Below are 20794 nucleotides of genomic sequence, written 5' to 3' on the forward strand. Positions count from 1 at the left end.
CACAGGCACAGAATTTGAGTAAGCCGCCCCGGCGGTTCAACGAAATGAATTGGTAGCACAGGGAGCATCCCATGCAACACGAAACCCAATCCCACGGCATCAACATGTCTGCCCTGGGTCGCGACAAGCAGAGCCTGAGCCTGGCCCAGGAAACCGTGGCCATCGAAGTCCCTGGCCTGAGCCTGTACTACGGCGACAAGCAGGCGCTGTTCGATGTCAGCATGAACATCCCCAAGCAACGCGTGACCGCCTTCATCGGCCCGTCCGGCTGCGGCAAGTCCACGTTGCTGCGTACCTTCAACCGCATGAATGACCTGGTGGACGGTTGCCGTGTGGAAGGCGCGATCAACCTCTACGGCACCAATATCTACCGCAAGGGCGAAGACGTGGCCGAGTTGCGTCGCCGCGTGGGCATGGTGTTCCAGAAGCCCAACCCGTTCCCCAAGACCATCTACGAAAACGTGGTCTACGGCCTACGTATCCAGGGCATTAACAAGAAACGCATCCTCGACGAAGCGGTTGAGTGGGCGCTCAAGGGCGCGGCATTGTGGGACGAGGTCAAGGACCGCCTGCACGAATCGGCACTCGGTTTGTCCGGCGGCCAGCAGCAGCGCCTGGTGATCGCCCGTACCATCGCCGTAGAGCCGGAAGTGTTGCTGCTCGACGAACCGTGCTCGGCCCTCGACCCGATCTCCACCTTGAAAGTCGAAGAGCTGATCTACGAGCTCAAGTCCAAGTTCACCATCGTCATCGTGACCCACAACATGCAACAGGCGGCACGGGTTTCCGACTACACCGCGTTCATGTACATGGGCAAGCTGGTGGAGTTCGGCGATACCGACACCCTGTTCACCAATCCGGCGAAGAAGCAGACCGAAGACTACATCACCGGTCGTTACGGCTAGGAAGCTGTGGTTCTGATTGCACTGACGCTGCGGTTCTCCGCACCTTACCGGACGCTCCAAGGACGCCAACATGATTAGCAAAGAAGGCCTTACCCACCACATCTCCGCGCAGTTCAATGCCGAGCTTGAGGAAGTGCGCAGCCACCTCCTGGCGATGGGCGGGCTGGTGGAGAAGCAAGTCAACGATGCGGTCACCGCGCTGATCGAGGCCGACTCGGGCCTGGCCCAGCAGGTGCGCGAGATTGATGAGCAGATCAATCAGATGGAACGCAATATCGACGAAGAGTGCCTGCGTATTCTTGCCCGTCGCCAGCCGGCGGCCTCGGACCTGCGTTTGATCATCAGCATTTCCAAGTCGGTGATCGACCTGGAGCGCATCGGTGACGAAGCCACCAAGATTGCCCGCCGCGCCATCCAGCTGTGCGAAGAGGGTGAAGCCCCTCGTGGCTACGTGGAAGTGCGTCATATCGGCGATCAGGTACGCAACATGGTGCGCGATGCCCTCGACGCCTTCGCCCGCTTTGACGCCGAACTGGCGTTATCGGTGGCGCAGTACGACAAGATTATCGACCGCGAATACAAGACTGCGCTACGCGAGTTGGCCACCTACATGATGGAAGACCCGCGCTCGATCTCGCGGGTCTTGAACATTATCTGGGTGCTGCGTTCCCTGGAGCGTATCGGCGACCATGCGCGCAATATCTCGGAGTTGGTGATTTATCTGGTGCGCGGCACCGACGTGCGGCACATGGGCCTCAAGCGCATGAAGGCCGAAGTTGAAGGCACTGCTGATCTAATCCCTAATGTTTCGGGCGAATCTGACGATAAGTAAGGTTGCCCGAGAAATTAACGCCCGGCCTCTGGCCGGGCGTTTTCGTTTGTGGCATCTGAATTTTTTGCACAGCAGGCGCCATAAAGTCCTTCTGTGACCCGCGAGTTTTGGCAAAATGCCATCAGTCAGGCGTTTTGCATGCCGACGTTTTTATAGGATGAAGGGTCGATGAGTAAAGTCAGTGTGTTGGTGGTGGATGACGCCTCGTTTATTCGCGACCTGGTGAAGAAGTGCCTGCGCAATTACTTCCCCGGAATCAAGATCGAAGATGCGGTGAACGGCAAAAAGGCGCAATCCATCCTCATGCGCGAAACCTTCGACCTGGTGCTGTGTGACTGGGAAATGCCGGAAATGTCCGGCATTGAGCTGTTGACCTGGTGCCGCGAGCAAGCGCACCTGAAGGCCATGCCGTTCGTGATGGTGACCAGCCGTGGCGACAAGGAAAACGTGGTGCAGGCGATTCAGGCGGGCGTTTCCGGCTACGTCAGCAAGCCGTTCACCAACGAGCAGTTGCTGAACAAGGTCAAGCAGGCCCTGCACAAGATCGGTCGCCTTGATGCACTGATCGCCAGCGCGCCGACCAAGATGAACTCAGCCTTCGGCAACGACTCCCTGAGCGCCCTGACCGGCGGCAAACCCGAAGCGGTCAAGCCAGCGTCGGTGGCGGCGCCCAGCAAAGGCCTGCTCAACACCCCGCCAGTCAAGGCCCCCGCAGCAGCGGCGCCGGCTGGCAGTCGCGGTCAGGGCCAGTTGCGCCTCGCAAGCGGCACCCAGCAATGCGTGATCAAGGCCCTGAGCATCAAGGAAGCGTTGCTGGTGGTAAAGCGTGGCGAGGTCCTGCCTCAGGTGCTGGAAAGCGCCGTGCTCGACCTTGAACAGGGCGACAACGCCGAAGTCGCACGGCTCAACGGCTACCTGCACGCCATCGTCGCCTACGAGCCCAAGCCCGACAGCGACTGGTTGCAGCTGACCTTCCGCTTTATCGACCAGGATGCGCAGAAGCTGGACTACATTTCCCGCCTGATCGCCCGTGGCACGGCGCAGAAGCATTTTGTGCCGGGTGCCTGATGGCCTGAATCAAGCAACCGACCGGTTGTCTGATTCCTGCTGGATGGCTTGATTTATATCTGTTCCGATATAGGCTCTCGATAACGCTTCAGTGTTGTCGAGCCTTTGCTATGCCTTGAAACAAAGCTGCACCGCCTTTGGTTGAGTCGTCGATTACGCTTTTTCTTTCCAGGAAAGGAGAAATCAATGCCAAGGCACAAGGATGTGGTGTTTCTAGGAAGCTCGCTCAAGGATCTCAAGGATTTTCCTCTCGACGCCCGAAGGGCAGCCGGTTTTCAGTTGGATCTGTTGCAACAGGGTGAGCAGCCCTTCGATTGCAAGCCGATGAAAACGATCGGAAGGGGGTCAATGAGATTCGGATCACTGAAGAGTCGGGAGCGTTTCGAGTGTTCTACGTGGTCAATCGGCCGGAAGCTGTCTATGTGCTGCACGCGTTGCGCAAGACCACACGGAAAACCGAAGGGCGGGATATCGAATTGGCGCGTGCCAGATTGCAGGAGTTAGGTTAAGCCCATGACAAATCAAAAGTTACATACCGAACGTTTCAACTCTGTGTGGGATGCTCTGGAGGACACGCCAGCGCAAGCCGCCAATATGCGCCTACGCTCAAAGCTGCTGTTGGAGTTGTGCAACACCATTCGTAGCTGGGAGCTGTCCCAGAAGGATGCGGCACTAAGGCTGGGTATCAGCCAGCCTCGCTTGAACGACGTACTCAACGGCAAGATCGACAAGTGTTCTCTTGATGCGCTAGTCAATCTGTCGGCCGCGGCGCGGATGAATGTGGATATCTGTTTCAACGCGCTGCCTGCGTGACGATCATTTAGGTCGTCACGACGCTCGGGATATTGCCCAATTTTGCATTGGGCAATCGAAGGTCAGTCCAGCAGCAAGACCTTGGCCAGTACTATCTTCGGCCCTTTCATCTTCTTGATGATGATCCGCAAGCCTTCAACTTCCAGCACTTCTTCTTCTTCCGGCACGCGCTTGAGCGTGTCGTAGATCAGGCCGGCCAGGGTTTCGGCTTCGATGTGGTCCAGGTCGACGCCCAACAGGCGTTCCACCTTGAACAACGGCGTGTCGCCACGCACCAACAGTTTGCCGGGCTGGTAGGCGAGGATGCCGCGCTCGGCCTTGCGGTGTTCGTCCTGGATATCGCCCACCAATACTTCCAGCACGTCTTCCATGGTCAGGTAGCCGATGATCTTGCCGTCGGCCTCTTCCACCAGGGCGAAGTGCGCGCCGCCTTTGCGGAACTGCTCCAGCAGTTGCGACAGCGGCATATGCCGCGAGACGCGTTCCAGCGGGCGGGTCAATTCGGCCAGGTTGAACGATTCGGGGATATGGTCCAGGGCCGCCAGTTCCAGCAGCAAATCCTTGATGTGCAGCAAGCCGACAAACTCGTTGCGCACCGCGTCATACACTGGGTAGCGGCTGAATTTATGGCGACGGAACAGCGCGAGGATTTCCTTGAGCGGGGCGTTGAAGTCCAGGGTCACCAGGTCTTCCCGGGAGTTGGCCCAGTCCACTACTTCCAGCTCGCCCATTTCCACGGCGGAGGCCAGTACGCGCATGCCTTGGTCGCTGGGGTCCTGGCCTCGGCTGGAGTGCAGGATCAGCTTGAGTTCTTCGCGGCTGTAATGGTGCTCATGGTGGGGGCCAGGCTCGCCTTGGCCAGCGATGCGCAGAATGGCGTTCGCACTGGCGTTGAGCAGGTAGATGGCCGGGTACATCGCCCAGTAGAACAGGTACAGCGGCACGGCCGTCCACAGCGACAGCAGCTCGGGTTTGCGAATCGCCCAGGATTTGGGGGCCAGTTCACCGACCACGATGTGCAGGTAGGAAATCACGAAGAAGGCGGCAAAGAACGACACGCCCTTGATCACTTCCGGCGACTGCACGCCGACCGCGCCCAGCATCGGCTCGAGGATATGCGCAAAGGCCGGTTCACCGACCCAGCCCAGGCCCAGGGACGCCAGGGTGATACCCAGCTGGCAAGCCGACAGGTAGGCGTCGAGCTGGCTGTGCACGGTACGCAGGATCTGCCCGCGCCAGCCGTTCTTATGGGCGATGGCCTCGACGCGGGTGGCGCGCAGTTTGACCATGGCAAATTCCGCCGCAACGAAGAAACCGTTGAGCAGTACCAGGATCAGTGCAAAAAGAATCATGCCGAAATCGGCGAAGAGTGTCGCGAGGGTGATGCCAGGGGAAGGGTCCATGATGGGGTTTTGCAGGTTCCGTGTGTTCAATAAGGGGTGACAGGTGGGCCTGAAAGGCAGGCACAAGTCGGCCAATGTAGCGGCTGACGGGGCGCTTGCCTAGTGCCCGCTGCCGGGCGGGGCTGCAAAGTCGTGTCGCAGAGCCCGTGTGGGAGCTGGCTTGCCTGCGATGGCGGCCTGCCTGCTACCGATGATTTGGCTGACCCGCCGCCATCGCAGGCAAGCCAGCTCCCACATTAGGTCGTGCTCACTTCAACTTAATTATCGGCCTCGACCGCTCGCTCACGGGTCACCTGCGCCGGCGGAAAATGGCAGGTAAAGGTACTGCCATGTCCCAGCACGCTGCTGATTTCCAAACGGGCCCGATGGCGCAGCAGCACATGCTTGACGATGGCCAGGCCCAGCCCGGTGCCGCCGGTGTTGGAGTTGCGGCTGGAGTCGACACGGTAGAAGCGCTCGGTCAGGCGCGGCAGGTGCTTGGCGTCGATACCGATACCCGAATCCTGCACACTCAGGTGCGCGCCGTGCTCGTCGGCCCACCAGCGAATGCGGATATTGCCCTTGTCCTGGGTGTACTTCACCGCGTTGAACACCAGGTTGGAGAAGGCGCTGCGCAATTCGCCTTCGCTGCCCTTGAGCAATACGGTTGGGTCGGCCTCCAGCGTGATCTGCTGCCCGCGTTCGCCCGAGAGCGCCAGGGCATCGTTCTTGATCGTCTGCAACAGGCTCTGCACCGCCACGGGGTGGTTGTCCGAGGGGTAGTCCGTGGCTTCAAGCTTGGCCAGCAACAGCAGGTCGTTAAGCAGGGTTTGCATGCGTGAGCCTTGCTGCTGCATCTGCTGCAGGGCGCGGCTCCAGCGCGGGTTGATCTCGTCGACATTGTCCAGCAACGTCTCCAGGTAGCCGCAGATCACCGTCAACGGCGTGCGCAGCTCGTGGGAGACGTTGGCGACGAAGTCTTTGCGCATCTGTTCCAGCTGATGGATGCGTGTCACATCGCGCACCAGCATCAAGTGCTCGTTGTTGCCGTAGCGGGTCAGGTACAGCTGGATGCGCACGCGGTCGTTGGTGGGCGAGGGGATTTCCAGGGCTTCTTCGTAGTTGTCCTGCTCGAAGTACTCCTTGAAGCGCGGGTGACGCACCAGGTTGGTCACCGGCTGGCCGCTGTCCTGGGGCGTCTTGAGGCCCAGCAGGGTCTCGGCGGCACGGTTCCACCACTCCAGGTTGCCGTCGCTGTCTAGCATGATCACCGCGTCCTTGAGCGCGGCGGTGGACTCCTGCACCCGGTCGATCACCGCTTGCAGGCGCCCGCGTACCCGTTGGTCGCGGCGTTGCAGGTGGTAGATGCTGTCGAACACCTCGCCCCACAGGCCGTAGCCATCGGGGGGGGCTTCATCGGGTTTGTGCTGGCGCAGCCATTCATGCAGGCGCAGCAACTGCTTGAGGGTCCAGCCCAGGTACAAGGCAATGCCCACGGCCAGGCTCCAGCCGTAGTAGCCGCTGACCAGCCCCACCAACAGGCAGCCGGTGACCAGCAAGAGCATGTGGCGGATCAGGGTGCCATGCCAGTTTTGGTTCACTTGAACATGCGTCCTTGTCAGCTGTTTAAGTCAGGCGATTAAGTCACGAAACGGCTGGTTCAGCCTTTGGTAGAAAACCGATAGCCGGTACCGCGCACGGTTTGTACCAGATTCTCGTACGCATCGCCCAAGGCTTTGCGCAGACGGCGGATATGCACATCCACCGTGCGCTCTTCCACATAGACGTTGCCGCCCCACACCTGGTCGAGCAGTTGGCCACGGGTGTAGGCACGCTCCTGGTGGGTCATGAAGAACTGCAGCAGGCGGTATTCGGTCGGTCCCATCTCCGCAGGCTTGCCGTCGATGGTCACGCGGTGGCTGATCGGGTCCAGGATCAAGCCGTCGACTTCGATAGGCGCTTCGCCATCGGTCGGGCCGGCGCGGCGCAGCACGGCTTTGAGGCGCGCCACCAGTTCCCGTGGGGAAAACGGTTTGGTGATGTAGTCATCGGCGCCGACTTCCAGGCCCTGGATCTTGTTGTCCTCTTCCCCCTTGGCGGTGAGCATGATGATCGGGATATCCCCGGTCAGCTCGTCACGCTTGAGACGGCGGGCCAACTCGATGCCCGAGGTGCCGGGCAGCATCCAGTCGAGCAGGATCAGGTCCGGCTTGCGGTCGACGATAATGGCGTGGGCCTGCTGGGAGTTCTCCGCCTCCAGGCAGTCATAGCCGGCCATTTCCAACGCGACGGCGATCATTTCGCGAATGGGCGCTTCGTCGTCAACGATCAGAATGCTCCTGCCAACCATGCTCAATCCTCTTGTCATTTAACTGTCTTGCGCCGCATTAGATAACGGAATTATTGCAGTCGTGTGACAGTAATTTAGTCGCTTGGGCAATTAACGGCACTCTGGACTACCCTTTGGGTCCGAATCCTGACAACCACAAAAGGAAGGTTCCGATGACTTACAGCACTGTTTCCTGGAAAGCCCTGCTGGTATCTGCGGTATTGACGCTGCCAGGCCTGGCGTTTGCGGCAGAGCCGGCGATGACCAAAGACGGGATATTGGTGGATCACAAGGGCATGACGCTCTACACCTTCGACAAGGACGCTGATGGCAAATCAGTGTGCAAGGACCAGTGCGCGACCAACTGGCCACCGCTGAAAGCAGAATCCACCGACACCAAGACCGGCGATTGGACGGTGATCACCCGCGACGACCAGACCAGCCAATGGGCCTACAAAGGCAAGCCGGTCTATACCTACAAGGACGACAAGAAAACCGGTGACAAGACGGGTGATGGCAAGGGTAGCGTCTGGCACATCATCAAACCCTGACCACGCGGAGGCTGTGAGACTTTCGCGAGCAAGCCCGCTCCCACATTCTGATGTGCGAATACAGTCAAATGTGGGAGCGGGCTTGCCCGCGATGGCGTCCCAACAGTCACCCAAAATCTTCAGCGAACCGCGTAATCCACCACAATCCCGACAAAAATCGCCAACCCCGCCCAGTGGTTGTGCAAGAACGCCTTGAAGCACTTCATGCGGTCCCTGTCCCGTGTGTACCAGAACTCCCAGGCAAAACAGCCAGCTGCCGCCAGCAACCCCAGGTGGAACCACCCGCCCAGCTCGAACCGTGCACCGGCCAGCAACAGGCACGCCAGCGCCAGGCCTTGCAGGGTGAGGATGATCACGCGGTCGGCATCGCCAAATAGAATGGCGGTGGATTTCACCCCGATCTTCAAGTCGTCATCGCGGTCGGGCATGGCGTAATAGGTGTCGTAGCCCACCGTCCACAACAGGTTGGCGATGTACAGCAGCCACGCCGTGGCAGGCAAATGGCCGGTCTCGGCGGTAAACGCCATCGGCATGCCCCAGGAAAACGCCGCGCCCAGCACCACTTGGGGGGAATAGGTGTAGCGCTTCATGAATGGGTAGCTTGCCGCCAGAGCAAGGCCACCCAGGGACAGCAGGATGGTGCTGGCGTTGGTCAGCAGCACCAGCAGGAAACTGATGCCCATCAGCACGGCAAAAAACACCAGCGCTTCTTTCGAACTGATCTTGCCGCTCACCAGCGGGCGTTGCTCGGTGCGTTTCACATGGCCATCGACCTTGCGGTCGGCCCAGTCATTGATCACGCAGCCGCCGGCCCGGGTGAGCACCACGCCCAGCACGAAAATCACGATATTGGTCAGCGACGGCGAACCCTTGCCGGCGATCCACAGCGCCCACAGTGTCGGCCACAGCAGCAGGTAGATGCCGATGGGCTTGTCCATGCGCGTCAACTGAATGAAATCCCAGACCCTGGGGTTCAGGCGGTTCAAGGACTTGAGCAGACGTTGGTACATCAGCAGTTCTCCGGATGATCATGCAGCGCGTGCCAGAAACTCGGCAGGAAGACTTCCGCCACCAGCACGCTCAGCGCCTCGCGGTCGAAGCGCGAGCGGCGCGCCCACAGATTATCGGCCTGGTCCGCTGTCGGCAGCCAGGCACGAGGGTAGTGACACACTTCAATGGCCTGACGGGTAAAGGCGCGGTCGCAGAACAGCAACTCGCCCAGCGAACGGCTGCCCAACTCGTCCATGTGCAGCCCATCGCCCTGCAAGGCACTGCGGGCCGCCACGCTGCGGGCGAACACCCAAGGCTGGCCGTGCCCGCGCAAATACACCTCGCGTACCCAACCGATACTGGCCGGCGGCAGGTCCAGGGCGGCGCATTCATCGTCGCGCAACGGTTGCCAGCCTTCGAACAGCGGCGTCACGCTGAAACCCTCGTTGGACAGCCACGTCAGGCGTCGCGTCAGCGAGCCTTCGTCAAACAGCCAGTTAAGGGTCAAGGGCGTGGGCAAGGGGCTCAGAAGGCTCTGGGTCAGCCATTGGCAAGCATCGGGGAGGGCGATTGAGTGCGGCACGGTGAGTCAGTATTGGCAGCAAAAGAGGCGGCGAGCTTACCATGACGTCCTGATATTTTACCGTGCCAAACAGGCCGTTTGCGTCGAACATGCTTGCATCTGCCGGCCCCGATCAGTACAAAACGCCCTGAGCCGCGCGGCAACGCTGGATCCACCGACCGCCGGCCAACACGCCTGAACCTGAGGAAGCACGTAATGAAGAAGTGGCAATGTATCGTCTGTGGCCTTATTTACAACGAAGCGGACGGTTGGCCGGATGACGGCATTGCACCAGGCACTCTGTGGCAGGACGTCCCGGAAGACTGGCTGTGCCCGGACTGCGGCGTGGGTAAGTCGGACTTCGAAATGATCGAAATCGCGTAATCCCGAATTTAAGAAACGTACTACAAGGAGAAAGGAATGAACGCACCTGTCGTGATCATCGGCACAGGATTGGCCGGTTACAACGTCGCCCGGGAGTTTCGCAAGCTCGACAGCGAGACCCCGTTGCTGCTGATCACTGCCGATGACGGACGCTCCTACTCCAAGCCCATGCTCTCCACCGGCTTTGGCAAGAACAAGGAAGCCGATGGCCTGAGCATGGCCGAACCCGGCGCCATGGCCGAGCAACTCAAGGCCCAGGTGCGCACCCATACCCGTATCAGCGGCATCGACCCAGGCCACAAGCGCCTGTGGATCGGCGAGGAAGCGGTGACCTATCGCGACCTGGTCCTGGCCTGGGGCGCAGAAACCGTGCGTGTACCGGTCGAAGGCGATGCGGCTGAGTTGATTTTCCCGATCAACGACCTGGAAGACTACGCGCGCTTTCGCGCTGCCGCTGCCGGCAAACGGCGGGTGCTGCTGCTTGGCGCTGGCCTGATCGGCTGTGAGTTTGCCAATGATCTGATCCTGGGCGGCTATGAAATCGATCTGGTCGCACCTTGTGAGCAAGTCATGCCGACCCTGCTGCACCCGGCGGCAGCCGCAGCGGTGCAAGCCGGGCTGGAAGGCATCGGCGCGCGTTTCCACCTGGGCCCGGTGCTCAATCGCCTGCAACGCACGGCTGATGGCCTTGAAGCGCACCTGTCGGACGGTGAGGTGATCCACTGTGACCTGGTGGTGTCCGCCATTGGCCTGCGCCCGCGTGTAGACCTGGCCGCAGCGGCCGGCCTGCAAATCAACCGCGGGATCATGGTGGACCGCCATCTCAAGACCTCCCACGCCAACATCTACGCCTTGGGCGACTGCGCCGAGGTCGATGGCCTGAACCTGTTGTACGTGATGCCATTGATGAGCTGCGCCCGTGCCCTGGCGCAAACCTTGGCCGGCAATGCCACGGCGGTGAGCTATGGGCCTATGCCGATCACGGTGAAAACCCCGGTCTGCCCGCTGGTGGTATCACCTGCGCCGCGAGGCACCGAAGGTGTGTGGAGCGTCGAAGGGCAGGGTGCCGACATTAAGGCCCTGTGCCGCGATGCCAGCGGCCACCTGCTGGGTTATGCACTAACCGGCAGCGCTGTCATGGAAAAACTGGCGCTGAACAAAGAACTTCCGCCGTTACTGGCGTAAATACCACCCGTTCTGTCGCAAACATCACGTTCATACCCCGAGAAAGGCCGCCGCGAGACTGGCGCGGCGCCCGAGGGCATGCCATCCTCACTCCCGTCTGCCGCAGAGTAGAGCCTGCGGCGCCTTGGCGCTGCTCCACCAGAGAGCAGCACGGACATAACAACAAAAAACCGTCAAAGAGGCTTCACATATGCGTAAACCAGATCTCGCAGCCGCCATCGCTGAAAAAGCCGATCTCACCAAAGAACAGGCCAACCGCGTCCTCAACGCCGTCCTTGAAGAAATCACCGGCGCCCTGCACCGCAAGGACAGCGTCACCCTGGTCGGCTTCGGCACCTTCCTGCAACGCCACCGCGGCGCCCGCACCGGCAAAAACCCGCAAACCGGTGAGCCAGTGAAAATCAAGGCGAGCAACACCGTAGCGTTCAAGCCGGGCAAGTCGCTCAAAGACAGCGTTAACCCGTAAGTTAAGCGGTACCGTCTCGAAGGGAGGCGGGGCGGTAAAGAAGATGGGCACGCCGACGGGGTCGGGTGCCCATTTTTGTTGGGCGTTAGAAGCGTTTCCGGTGGAATAACAGTAGTTGCCACTTGCTTAGGTATTAATAAATACAGTAGCGACTATTTGAATCACTGTTTTATGGTTTATGTTTTTTACTTCACTGTGGAACTACATCTGTACGAGAAGACACATATAACGCGAGACAGCAGGGAGCGGCTCTAACTAATTTTAGAGGTGTATATATGAAAATTGATCAGCCCTTTGTTCCATCGCCCCTTTTACCCCAAGAGAAAAAAGTGGAGGCGAATGCTCCCTCGGCTTCGAGTAATGCGCACACAGCAGCAGGTAGTTCAAACGATAAACTGTATGACAGCCAGGGGAATATGCGCGCTCAATACCCGCAAGCAAGCCCTGAAGAGCTCGTGAATCGAAGTAAGCGTGCTGCGGGAAGATTTAATCCGCCACAAGTCGGCGTCAAACTCAAGCCTCCAAAACCTAAGACTCCCGCGCCCAGCAAGCCAAAACCGAGTACTCCCAAACCGGGCCCTTCAGCACCTAAACCTGCCAAGCCTAAGGGACCTACTCCAAAGCCAGCGGGCGGATCGAACGGTCCTGGGGGGGCACGTAATACTGGAAATAACATTGCCAGCTTGCAGCAAAGTAATGCCTTTCCGCCGGTTTCTCCTTCAGCGGCCACGACTGTGCGTAATGCTTTTTTAACTGCGGGTACTAACAACTTGGTCAATAGCCCCTTCACTGTGGGGCAGCAAATGGCGTCGGGCGCCCTCCAAGAGAGAATCGACGCTCATTCTAAAATGCCTGGCGCAGAAGTAAATAAGCCAGACGGCACTAAGGGCACCGTAGACCCTGCTGCGACGCCAGAGCAAAAAATGCAGGCGCGCCTCACGGGCGCTGAATTAAATACCGAGACATTGACCAACACCATCATTTTGATCAACGAAGGCCCAGGCGCGGCCGCTGTAGGAGTTAGCCCCAACGCGCCAACGGATACGCAGGGGCGCCTGACTAACCTTGAGAAGAGAATGGATGCGATAGAAGGGCACATGCCAGATATTGCTAAGCGCTACGGGCTTGTCTACACACCGTATGTGGCGCCTGAGTCATCGGAGGCACCGACTGACACATCGCGTATGGAAAATATAGAAAAGCGCTATGCGTATATGAATAAGATGATCAAAAAACTGGTTGCGGCTAAACAGATTGAAGCAGACGCTGACTAGGTTTTTAAAGGTAAGGGGGGCAGGGGACAGATTTATTCAATTCATTTGATCGTCTTTGATTTAAATAATCTGTCCTCTTCTTGCACCCTGTAACTAATTCGCTCAGCGGCGGTCATCACGATTTTTTGATACAGGGCTGCCTTAAGTATTCTGAAGAAGCGCAATAAATTGTTTGGTGAGTTCCGGCCCTTGGTACTCTTCAAGATTCTTGATGTTGAAGAGTGCACCTCGTTGCGTTGTGAGTTTTTGCAGGCGGCGTTTCAATAACTTATTGATCGAATTTTCTGGCTCAGAGATAATCAATGCGAGCGCTTTGCGGGCGCGAACAGACACGTCTTTGAAAAAAATGTGCTGGGGATCTGCGGGGGGAATGATCTGCTCAAGATCACAGTCTATAAACGTTACCCAATCCAGTTTGCACAGTTCAAAGTCAATAAGAAGGGGGGTGTTGGGTGGTTCGGATATAAAACTTACTTCTTGTAGTTTTCCCGAAAACGTGACATTGGCTGTTTTGCTGGCATTGAACGAGTTGTCAATGATCTTGCACTGTGTAAATGCGCAGTTGCTGAATTCGCAATCTTTCAAAGACGCTTCTCGAAAGTTGCAGCTTTCTAAAACACATTGATCAAAAATCGGATCGGAGAGCTTCGCATTTTTTAATTTACAATCAATGATACGTTGTTTTTCAAAACGCGTTTTTTAGGTAATACAAGCCCGTCCTGCTGTATGCCGGACAGCACAAATGATGGCATTTTGTCATTCGCCATAATATTCCTTCATAACCATTGCCCCAGTCCCCATAACGCCGCTGATGCGTGCCTCTTTTTCAATCAGTCTTTTGCAAAGGGGACGGACATTATTCATTTGATGGGCGTTCATTTAAATAAACTGCCTCATGAATAAGACTGCGTTACACAAGGGCAATAGAGTGAAATTCCAAAAAAGAATGATCAAAGTCAAGGCTCAGTAACTTATCTTTATACGCTTCGCAAATGACGATGTTGAAAGCTCCGCCCCAGCCCTCTAAGCGAAAAACCTCTGTGTTTTTTGGAATTTTTTCTCTGCTTAACGTTGGGTTGAAAAAGAAACGACCTCTTGGATTTTGCCACTCTTTGACCACATGTGATTCGGGCCACGCCTCGTATTCTGACAGCGCCCAATCGACGCAATCGACATGTTTGTAAGCGTGAAGAAGACGATAACGCACGTTTTGTTTTTCGTGGCTGATGGGCAAAAATTGCACATGCTCCGTCAGCAAGTTATCCAATCCTTGGAGAGCTTCGTCGAATACAAAAAAGTCAGCCCCGATGGTGTTGACCGGAGCTGTTTTTCCATCTACGAGAATCTCGTAGTGCAGGGGTTCGAAGGCACAAGGCGTTCTACTATTAGACAGCTCGACATCGTCTAATTCCTCTCCTTTATAAAAGAGCCCTCCCAGGTTTACATAACCTTCCCACTTTTTACTGGTAACGTTTGGATTAAGTTTGAAGTAATTCATAAGTCTACTTTCCTCAAAATCTTATTAAGCGTGGAGGTAGGGTCCAGTGCCTCCTTCCTAAGCTCTGCGAGCTCGGCCTTGAATTGATCAAGCCCCTTTCGGCTTGCATTTTTCAGTCGTTTATAGATCTCTGCATGCACTCCCTCAGGGTGGGGATCTTTATGTCGGTTAACGGGGGCGGATTTATTTGATTTTTAGCATCCACTTGACAGGTATTTATTAAGTAAAATCGTCTTCTTGTTTGCCGCCATTACCCGATAAGTTTGTAGTAGGCGCTTCTGTTCGTTGCAAGAAAGTCTTGCAGCTCAACATCGTCAACTGATGAGCCTTCCAGAGATGTCATCCATGTGTTGTCTTCTATCCAAAATGAATCATCATTGGCTTGAATGAGTATCTGAATTTCAGCTATGAACTTCCTCATAAAAAGCTCAAAGCACGAAGAGATGACAGTGACTTGCTCGGGTTGGTCGGGGGTGTAGTAAGCGATGAAGTGGGAGCCTTTTTTATTTTTTAAATCCAGATAGCCGAAAGCATCTCCGGCACTGGTGCCCGCGAATGCCCAAAATTTCATGGCTAATGAATTGTCTGCTTGCCATAAATCCATAATATTTTCATAAAGGTTCAAGCCCAGTTCGCGGTTTTTGAAACCTAAAAAACAGTAATCAAGAATAGACGCGCCGTTGGTCTCCATCAGGAACGACATGTACTCCTTGTCAAGCCCCCCCGTGACTTTTCCCATGTTTTTCAGTACAACCATAGTGCCATATGATCTAAATAGCTTAATCTTTTCAGGGTCAGTTGAGAGGTTTTCAATGCTTGAGACTATGTTTTTCATGGTTAATTGACCTTGTTAATATGTTCGGCGATGACTTTGTCGATTTCCATCGCTTTTTTCACGATTTGGGCACGGGTTGGCTTAGGGTTATTTTTCCTGAAGCTTGCCCCCATTGGACTCACTATTTTTCTGTGAACGTTTCTTGGCAACCTTTGCAGGTTTGACAACGAAGTTCGCATGGATTCTGGGAACAATTTTTTAACGCCGATGTACATCTGAGGAATTCGATGATGCACTTCCATTTTCAGGCGCCCTCTGAATTTTTTCATTCGGGCGTATGCTTTGAAATAAGGTCGCAGGTGACATTTAAGACCCTCAGGGTCTATCCAAGCAATAGGGTTGGGCGCATAGACGTATAGATTCTGCCCACCCAACAGACCAATCGGGTCGGGAGTCGTAAATCGGGATCATAAAACCTGAATAGGGGGCGGATTTATTTGGTTTATTTGGTCGCCTTTGATCTAAATAATCTGCCCACCTTTTGCAGTCTTTAATAAACTTGGGTCCCGATCATCAGGAAATTTTAATTCAGGGCTGTCCTAACGTTTTTTGAGCTGCCTGAAGGAGCGCAATAAACTGTTTGGTGAACTCAGGCCCTTCGTACTCTTCAAGATTTTTGATGTTGAAGAGCGCGCCTCGTTGCGTTGTGAGTTTTTGCAGGCGGCGTTTCAATAGCTTATTGATCTGGTTGTCTGGCTCGGAGGTAATTGATGCAAGCGCTTTACGGGCGCGACCTGACACGTCTTTGAAAAAAACGTGCTGGATATCTGCGGGGGGAATAATCTGCGCAAGGTCACAGTTTTGAAATGTTACCCAGTCCAATTTGCACAATTCAAAATCAACAAGAAGGGGAGTGTTGGGCGGTTCGGATATGAAACTTACCTCTTGTAATTTTCCCGAAAACTTGAGGTTGTTTATTTTGCTGGCATTGAACGAGTTGTCAATGATCTTGCACTGGGTAAATATGCAGTTGCTGAATTCGCAATCTTTCAAAGACGCTTCTCGAAAGTTGCACCTTATGAAAGTACAGTTCTCGAATTTGCTGTTGCTGAAGCCTGAAGCCTGAAAGTCAACCGTCTTGAAGTGACAATGGGCTAATAAGGTCTTATTGAAAAATCTTGAACCGGAAAAATCACTTTTCTCAAAGCTGCAGCTCTCCAATATACATTGATCGAAAATCGGATCGGAGAGCGTCGCATCTTTTAATTTACAATCGATAATACGTTCTTTTTCAAAACGCGTTTTTTTAGGTAACACAAGCCCGTCCTGCTGTATGCCTGACAGTACGAATGATGGCATTTTGTCATTCACCATAATATTCCTTCATAACCATTGCCCCAGTCCCCATAACGCCGCTGATGCGTGCCTCTTTTCCAATCAGCCTTAGTCGTGAGGTCCCACCAGGTTTTAGTTTTAGTTTCATACACATCGGGAAGACGCTGCCCTGATTTCGATACCTCCAAGTGTCCCAATGATGGATCATTTTTTACTCTGGTTTTGAAGTTTGCATCAATTCTCTGCCCTACATACCTGCGATAGCGAGAACGTGCTTGTCCGAGATCGCCTCTATCATAGGCTCGTTTCACCGCTGCTCTTTGTCTCGGGGTCAATGACCTTTGGGGGTTACTGTAGACAGCCTTCTTCGCTGCATTGGCATGCGCTTGAAGCTTAGCAGTGGTTGAGCCGCAAGGTGCCCATCCTAACGGATCGATCCATCCCGAGGGGTTAGGAGAATACTGATAAAGGTTAAAACCTCCTGCTAGCCCGACAGGGTCCGGCGTTGTAAAACGCCCCACGTCGGGATCATAAAACCGGAATGTATTAAAATGCAGCCCCGTCTCCCGATCCAGATACTGCCCTTGGAATCGTAGATTTTGCTCTTCAATGTAATGTGGCTCCCGCACCTCTTCCAAGGTATTGCCCCAGACCTGATAAGTCGCATGCCAGGTAATTTGCCCATCAGCCTCGGTCAGTCGCTCCGGGAGCCCGTTAAGATCATTGTGGTAGTAGCGGGTTTTCTGCAGGGGGCCGATGCCATCGATCCGGGCCAGGGGCTCGTAGCTTTCACCTTCGTATAGATACAGACTGGTTTGGCTGTGTTTGAACTCCTGCAACAGACGTAAACCATCCCAATTGAAACGCGTCTGGCCCAACGGGCGGCCATTGTAATCATGCTCGGTTTTTTCGATCCGCCGCCCGAGGGGGTCATAGGTCATCCTGACCACGTTGCCGCTCTCATTTCGCACTTCAACCAGCCGACTTTCCGCATCGTAGGCAAAGCGCTGCAAGCCACGAGCAGAGCTGCGTTTTTCGATCATTCGTCCTAAAGCATCATAGGCATACCGTTTGTCTTGATAGACGAGCAGGCGATTATGTCGTATGAGACCACCTTGATTTTGGCTGTCCAGCAGATTGGCCGCGGCGTCATAGGCGTATGTTTCGGTCCGGCCAACCTGATGGCTTAAAAGGATTCGGTCAGTGCTGTCGTAACCCAGATGTTCTTGACGATCGTGCAGGTGGTTTATGCGACGTCGCCCGATCAGGTTATCACTGAAGTCATAGCTATAGTCCGTCTCGACCAGGGGGGGCAACTGCCAAGGCTGGTCAATGCGGCGACGCTGTCGTGAGCGAACCCTGCCACTTCGGTCGTATGCGGTACTCGTTTTTAGTTGGCCCTGGGTACGCTGTACTTCGCGATGCAAGCGATCACGCTCAAAGTCGCTGATGACTTTTCCATCGATGTTCAACTGATGCAGGTGGCCGCTACCGTAGTACAGCCTGTTCAACCATCGACCGTCGGGCAAGCCGGTTTGAACCAGGTTTCCCAGCTCGTCGTAACGATGCTGCACAGACCCTGCCGAGCTTTGCTCCTCAAGCAGTTGCCCCAGCGCGTCATAGCTGAAACCGAGTAGCTGCTGGCGGCCATCAAGGGCGGTGAAGGTGACACCGACCAACTGGTCGTTCAGGTCGTGTTCATAGACCGTGGTGCCGTCCGCGGTGGTTTTACTGACCAGGCGGCCAACAGGATCGCGCTGAAACTGATGCGATAACGGCGCTACCGGCTCGCCCTCTGTTCCCGGTAGATAGTCCACGGCAACAATATCGTCCAGTGAATCGTAGGTGTAGCAGCGTCGGCTTTGATCCAGATCCTGCTGCTGCACCATGCGGTCGGCTGCGTCCCACTCAAAGCGATAGCTCTCGCCATTCTCGTTGGTCAGCTTGCGGAGTCGTCCGTAGGCATCATGGTCGAACATCACCGAACGGTTATGCGCATCCCAGCGTTGTTTGACCAAGCCGCGAACGTCATAGTCATAGCGTGTGGTGCTGCCGGCAGGGTCAACGTGGGCAGTCAGATAACCATTTGCGCTGCGCTGGAACAGTTCGACGCGGCCATCTGGAAGCTGGCATTCCAGTAGTAGCCCCTGAGGACCGTACCGGTAGCGTACCGATTCACCTTCGGCATTGGTCTGCACCACCAGATTTCCAAACTCGTCGTATTGATAACGGGTCGGATAACCCGAGCAATCTACTTCTTCGACCAGTTGGCTCCACACGTTCCAATGCAACGTTCTGGTTTTTCCGGTTGCATCGATGATTTGTACGGGCTGACCAAAACCGTCATAGACGTAACAAGTACGGTTACCCAGTGGGTCGACTTCCTCGATACAGTTGCCACGCTGGTCGTAGCGGTAATGCCAGCTATTGCCCGCCGGGTCGGTTTCCACCTGGGGCAACGCCCAGTGCTCGAGCCATTGTGTGTTGCGGCTCCGGGCCAGTGGATCGGTCACTGCACTCAGGTTTCCGGACTCGTCATAACTAAAGCACCACTGACCCTCGTGAGGATCAATGGCGCCGAACAGTTGGCGATCCTGATTCCATTCGAATTGCCAAGCATGGCCTAAGTTATCGACGTAACGAGTGATTTGATATTGCGCGTTCCAATGCCGTGTACTGACTCGCATCAGACCATCGGTCACACGGGTAATGCCAGCATCCAGATCGTAGTCAAAGCTGTATTCATCACCACCATCTGTCCAGTGGCGGCTCACACGCCACTCCTCACCGTATGGCCCAGACACAGCGGCCCATTGGTAGAAGCAGCACAGGCCACTCGGCAATTGGTGTTCGACCATTCGCCGAGCATTGTCATAAACAAAGCGCCGAGCGGTTATACCTTGCCCGTCCAAAACTTCAGTGAGGTTGCCGTTGCTGTCGTAGCGGTAGCTGACGAGTACATCAATGCGGGCATCGAAATGCTCTGGGCGCAGGTAACGCCGCTCGATGTAGGCTACACGCCGAGGGTGTTCGGCCGAGTAGTTCAGTTCTACGTGCATCAAGTCATGGGTGTCGCGCAGGCGATACAGCCGTCCCTGATTGTCGTAATCGAGGAAGATCCGCCCTTCATTGCGATCCCCCAGCAGTTGCAGACGCATTCGAGAGTGGTTCTGCGGGTCGAATTCGAAGAGCCGATACAGGCCGTCGGTACTCTCGATCAAGACCGCTGCGTCACCACTGCGCCTGACCGCAAGACCTTCGACTGGGTCGAATGCTCCGCCGGACGCAGGGATGTAGCCGATCTCCAGGCGCCGTCCCTGTTCATCGATATAAAACAAGTTTTCGTCTTTATCGATCTCGACCGATACCTCATAGGCAACGCTCCAGCCCGCTCCAAAGAGACCGTCGATCCGTGTGTCGAGACTGCTGTAAAAACGCTGCCAATCGATGGGAAACAGGCCAGGAAGCACGAAATCCAGTTCATCCTCATCACCTAGAATTTTGGCGCCGGTCGCACTGTGCACAGGGTTGGGGGAGCCGTTCATGGCGCTCTTAAGCGCAGAGGTTATCTTGCTGGTGCCATAGGAGACTCCAGCCCCTACAACCACACTGCCGAACAGGCAGGGCAGTTTGCTCCAAAAGCACTTCACATTGCCGCGTAGCATCAACAATGCAGTAATCGCCAGCCCCACCCCTGGCGTTTTCCCGCTACGAATCTCCTGCACCACAATGGTCTCACCACCAATGCGCACATCCGGCGAAATCAGGCCCTCAGCCGTCCCAATCTTCGCGTCGCAGGTACTGCGATCCCCGCTGCGTGCCGCAGGCTGCCCGTTGATGAACACCGAGCTGGAACCTTCGGCAATAAACTGCAGGGGCATGGGCGGGTGCTTGTTGCACGCCACGGTGTCCAGCGGGCACGGCTCGGTGCCGGGGGCGGGCGAGGCGACGGTCGGGCGCCACATCTGCGAGAAAAACTCCCCCGCCATATCCAGGAAGCTGGGTGCTGCCGGCTCGCTGGGCGCGACCGGTACAGCGGTCATCTTGCCGGCAGCGCGGGCAGCCTTTTTGCCATTGATGAACACATTGTGCGAGCCGCTGGTGATGAACGCATCGATCACCGGCGGGAACACCCAGTTGGCGGCGGACTCGCACCAACTGGATATCTTCAGGTCCGCCCCCGTGAGGCCCGCGGTAATACCGACGACCGCGCCGACCACCAACACCAGTGCCACACCGCCTGTGGCGATGGTTGCACCGGTCGCGAGGAAAACCGCTCCGGCAACGGCCAGGCAGCCCACAGTAGTGATCGCCGCATAGGCGGCCACTTCCAGCACACCGCCGAGAATGTCGGCCATCACCGAGGTGTGCAGCAGTGCGTCGCCTTCGCGGGCAGCCCAAAGATCCTCACTCATTGCTCAGGCTCGAGCTGAGCGGCTATTGGG

The 20794-nt window shown here is 56.0% G+C and carries 20 protein-coding genes and 2 pseudogenes; 10 read left to right on the plus strand and 12 right to left on the minus strand.

Features of this window, described 5'->3' with window-relative positions; genetic code table 11:
- The first annotated feature begins 71 nt into the window (after positions 1–71).
- The 5 genes and pseudogenes from pstB (at position 72) to CER19_RS26180 (ending at position 3618) form a co-directional block, all read left to right on the plus strand.
- Positions 72–905: a phosphate ABC transporter ATP-binding protein PstB gene (gene pstB, locus CER19_RS26160; RefSeq protein WP_003195626.1), complete on the plus strand. Its 834-nt coding sequence runs from the start codon at positions 72–74 to the stop codon at positions 903–905.
- Positions 906–975: 70 nt separating this feature from the next.
- Complete coding sequence (phoU, locus tag CER19_RS26165) at positions 976–1737, plus strand: phosphate signaling complex protein PhoU (protein WP_003195624.1); 762 nt, start codon at positions 976–978, stop codon at positions 1735–1737.
- A gap of 168 nt (positions 1738–1905) precedes the next feature.
- Complete coding sequence (locus tag CER19_RS26170; RefSeq protein WP_116668509.1) at positions 1906–2805, plus strand: response regulator; 900 nt, start codon at positions 1906–1908, stop codon at positions 2803–2805.
- 186 nt (positions 2806–2991) lie between these two features.
- A pseudogene (locus CER19_RS26175) lies at positions 2992–3314 on the plus strand (type II toxin-antitoxin system RelE/ParE family toxin).
- Between the two features lie 4 nt (positions 3315–3318).
- Positions 3319–3618, plus strand: a complete 300-nt coding sequence (locus CER19_RS26180; protein ID WP_116668510.1) for a helix-turn-helix domain-containing protein — start codon at positions 3319–3321, stop codon at positions 3616–3618.
- A 62-nt stretch (positions 3619–3680) separates the two neighbouring features.
- On the opposite strand, the gene CER19_RS26185 is transcribed toward CER19_RS26180, so the two are convergent.
- The 3 genes from CER19_RS26185 to phoB all read right to left on the minus strand — a co-directional run bounded on the left by CER19_RS26185 (position 3681) and on the right by phoB (position 7350).
- Positions 3681–5021, minus strand: coding sequence for a hemolysin family protein (locus CER19_RS26185; protein WP_003195620.1), 1341 nt, complete (start codon positions 5019–5021; stop codon positions 3681–3683).
- Positions 5022–5278: 257 nt separating this feature from the next.
- Complete coding sequence (gene phoR / locus CER19_RS26190; RefSeq protein ID WP_256660548.1) at positions 5279–6565, minus strand: phosphate regulon sensor histidine kinase PhoR; 1287 nt, start codon at positions 6563–6565, stop codon at positions 5279–5281.
- 95 nt (positions 6566–6660) lie between these two features.
- Positions 6661–7350: a phosphate regulon transcriptional regulator PhoB gene (gene phoB, locus CER19_RS26195; RefSeq protein WP_003195617.1), complete on the minus strand. Its 690-nt coding sequence runs from the start codon at positions 7348–7350 to the stop codon at positions 6661–6663.
- A 152-nt stretch (positions 7351–7502) separates the two neighbouring features.
- On the opposite strand from phoB, the gene CER19_RS26200 reads away from it, so the two are divergent.
- Positions 7503–7880 (plus strand): hypothetical protein, encoded by a 378-nt coding sequence (locus CER19_RS26200; protein ID WP_116668512.1) that lies wholly within the window; start codon positions 7503–7505, stop codon positions 7878–7880.
- 119 nt (positions 7881–7999) lie between these two features.
- Here the strand turns inward: CER19_RS26200 and ubiA are convergent, their stop codons facing one another.
- Both ubiA and CER19_RS26210 read right to left on the minus strand, forming a co-directional pair.
- Complete coding sequence (gene ubiA / locus CER19_RS26205; protein ID WP_116668513.1) at positions 8000–8890, minus strand: 4-hydroxybenzoate octaprenyltransferase; 891 nt, start codon at positions 8888–8890, stop codon at positions 8000–8002.
- The gene (locus CER19_RS26210; RefSeq protein WP_116668514.1) at positions 8890–9453 is read right to left on the minus strand and encodes a chorismate lyase; all 564 of its coding nucleotides are present in this window, start codon (positions 9451–9453) and stop codon (positions 8890–8892) included. Before CER19_RS26210 ends, ubiA begins: the two co-directional genes overlap by 1 nt.
- Positions 9454–9648: 195 nt before the next feature.
- On the opposite strand from CER19_RS26210, the gene CER19_RS26215 reads away from it, so the two are divergent.
- The 4 genes from CER19_RS26215 to CER19_RS29260 all read left to right on the plus strand — a co-directional run bounded on the left by CER19_RS26215 (position 9649) and on the right by CER19_RS29260 (position 12741).
- Entirely contained in the window at positions 9649–9816 is a 168-nt protein-coding gene (locus CER19_RS26215; protein WP_014720509.1) for a rubredoxin, read from the plus strand.
- Between the two features lie 36 nt (positions 9817–9852).
- Positions 9853–11001: an NAD(P)/FAD-dependent oxidoreductase gene (locus tag CER19_RS26220; protein WP_116668515.1), complete on the plus strand. Its 1149-nt coding sequence runs from the start codon at positions 9853–9855 to the stop codon at positions 10999–11001.
- Positions 11002–11191: 190 nt separating this feature from the next.
- Positions 11192–11467 (plus strand): HU family DNA-binding protein, encoded by a 276-nt coding sequence (locus CER19_RS26225; RefSeq protein WP_003195589.1) that lies wholly within the window; start codon positions 11192–11194, stop codon positions 11465–11467.
- 275 nt (positions 11468–11742) lie between these two features.
- On the plus strand, positions 11743–12741 hold the full coding sequence (locus CER19_RS29260) for a type III secretion effector protein (RefSeq protein WP_256660544.1): 999 nt from the start codon (positions 11743–11745) through the stop codon (positions 12739–12741).
- 141 nt (positions 12742–12882) lie between these two features.
- On the opposite strand, the gene CER19_RS26235 is transcribed toward CER19_RS29260, so the two are convergent.
- From CER19_RS26235 to CER19_RS26260, 7 genes and pseudogenes are all read right to left on the minus strand, one after another.
- Positions 12883–13416 carry a pentapeptide repeat-containing protein gene (locus CER19_RS26235; RefSeq protein WP_178088139.1) on the minus strand — a complete coding sequence of 178 codons (534 nt, stop codon included), beginning with the start codon at positions 13414–13416 and terminating at the stop codon, positions 12883–12885.
- 235 nt (positions 13417–13651) lie between these two features.
- Positions 13652–14239: a hypothetical protein gene (locus CER19_RS28920; RefSeq protein WP_178088135.1), complete on the minus strand. Its 588-nt coding sequence runs from the start codon at positions 14237–14239 to the stop codon at positions 13652–13654.
- 250 nt (positions 14240–14489) lie between these two features.
- Entirely contained in the window at positions 14490–15074 is a 585-nt protein-coding gene (locus tag CER19_RS26245; protein WP_116668517.1) for an SMI1/KNR4 family protein, read from the minus strand.
- 2 nt (positions 15075–15076) lie between these two features.
- The gene (locus CER19_RS26250) at positions 15077–15343 is read right to left on the minus strand and encodes a hypothetical protein (protein WP_256660550.1); all 267 of its coding nucleotides are present in this window, start codon (positions 15341–15343) and stop codon (positions 15077–15079) included.
- 33 nt (positions 15344–15376) lie between these two features.
- Positions 15377–15478: pseudogene (locus CER19_RS29520) on the minus strand (RHS repeat-associated core domain-containing protein); the annotation flags it as partial.
- Between the two features lie 124 nt (positions 15479–15602).
- Positions 15603–16385, minus strand: a complete 783-nt coding sequence (locus CER19_RS26255; RefSeq protein ID WP_178088136.1) for a pentapeptide repeat-containing protein — start codon at positions 16383–16385, stop codon at positions 15603–15605.
- Positions 16382–20764: an RHS repeat-associated core domain-containing protein gene (locus CER19_RS26260; protein ID WP_116668520.1), complete on the minus strand. Its 4383-nt coding sequence runs from the start codon at positions 20762–20764 to the stop codon at positions 16382–16384. Before CER19_RS26260 ends, CER19_RS26255 begins: the two co-directional genes overlap by 4 nt.
- Positions 20765–20794 lie beyond the last annotated feature (30 nt).

It is taken from the genome of Pseudomonas sp. GL93 (assembly GCF_003408955.1).
GTDB lineage: Bacteria > Pseudomonadota > Gammaproteobacteria > Pseudomonadales > Pseudomonadaceae > Aquipseudomonas > Aquipseudomonas paracarnis.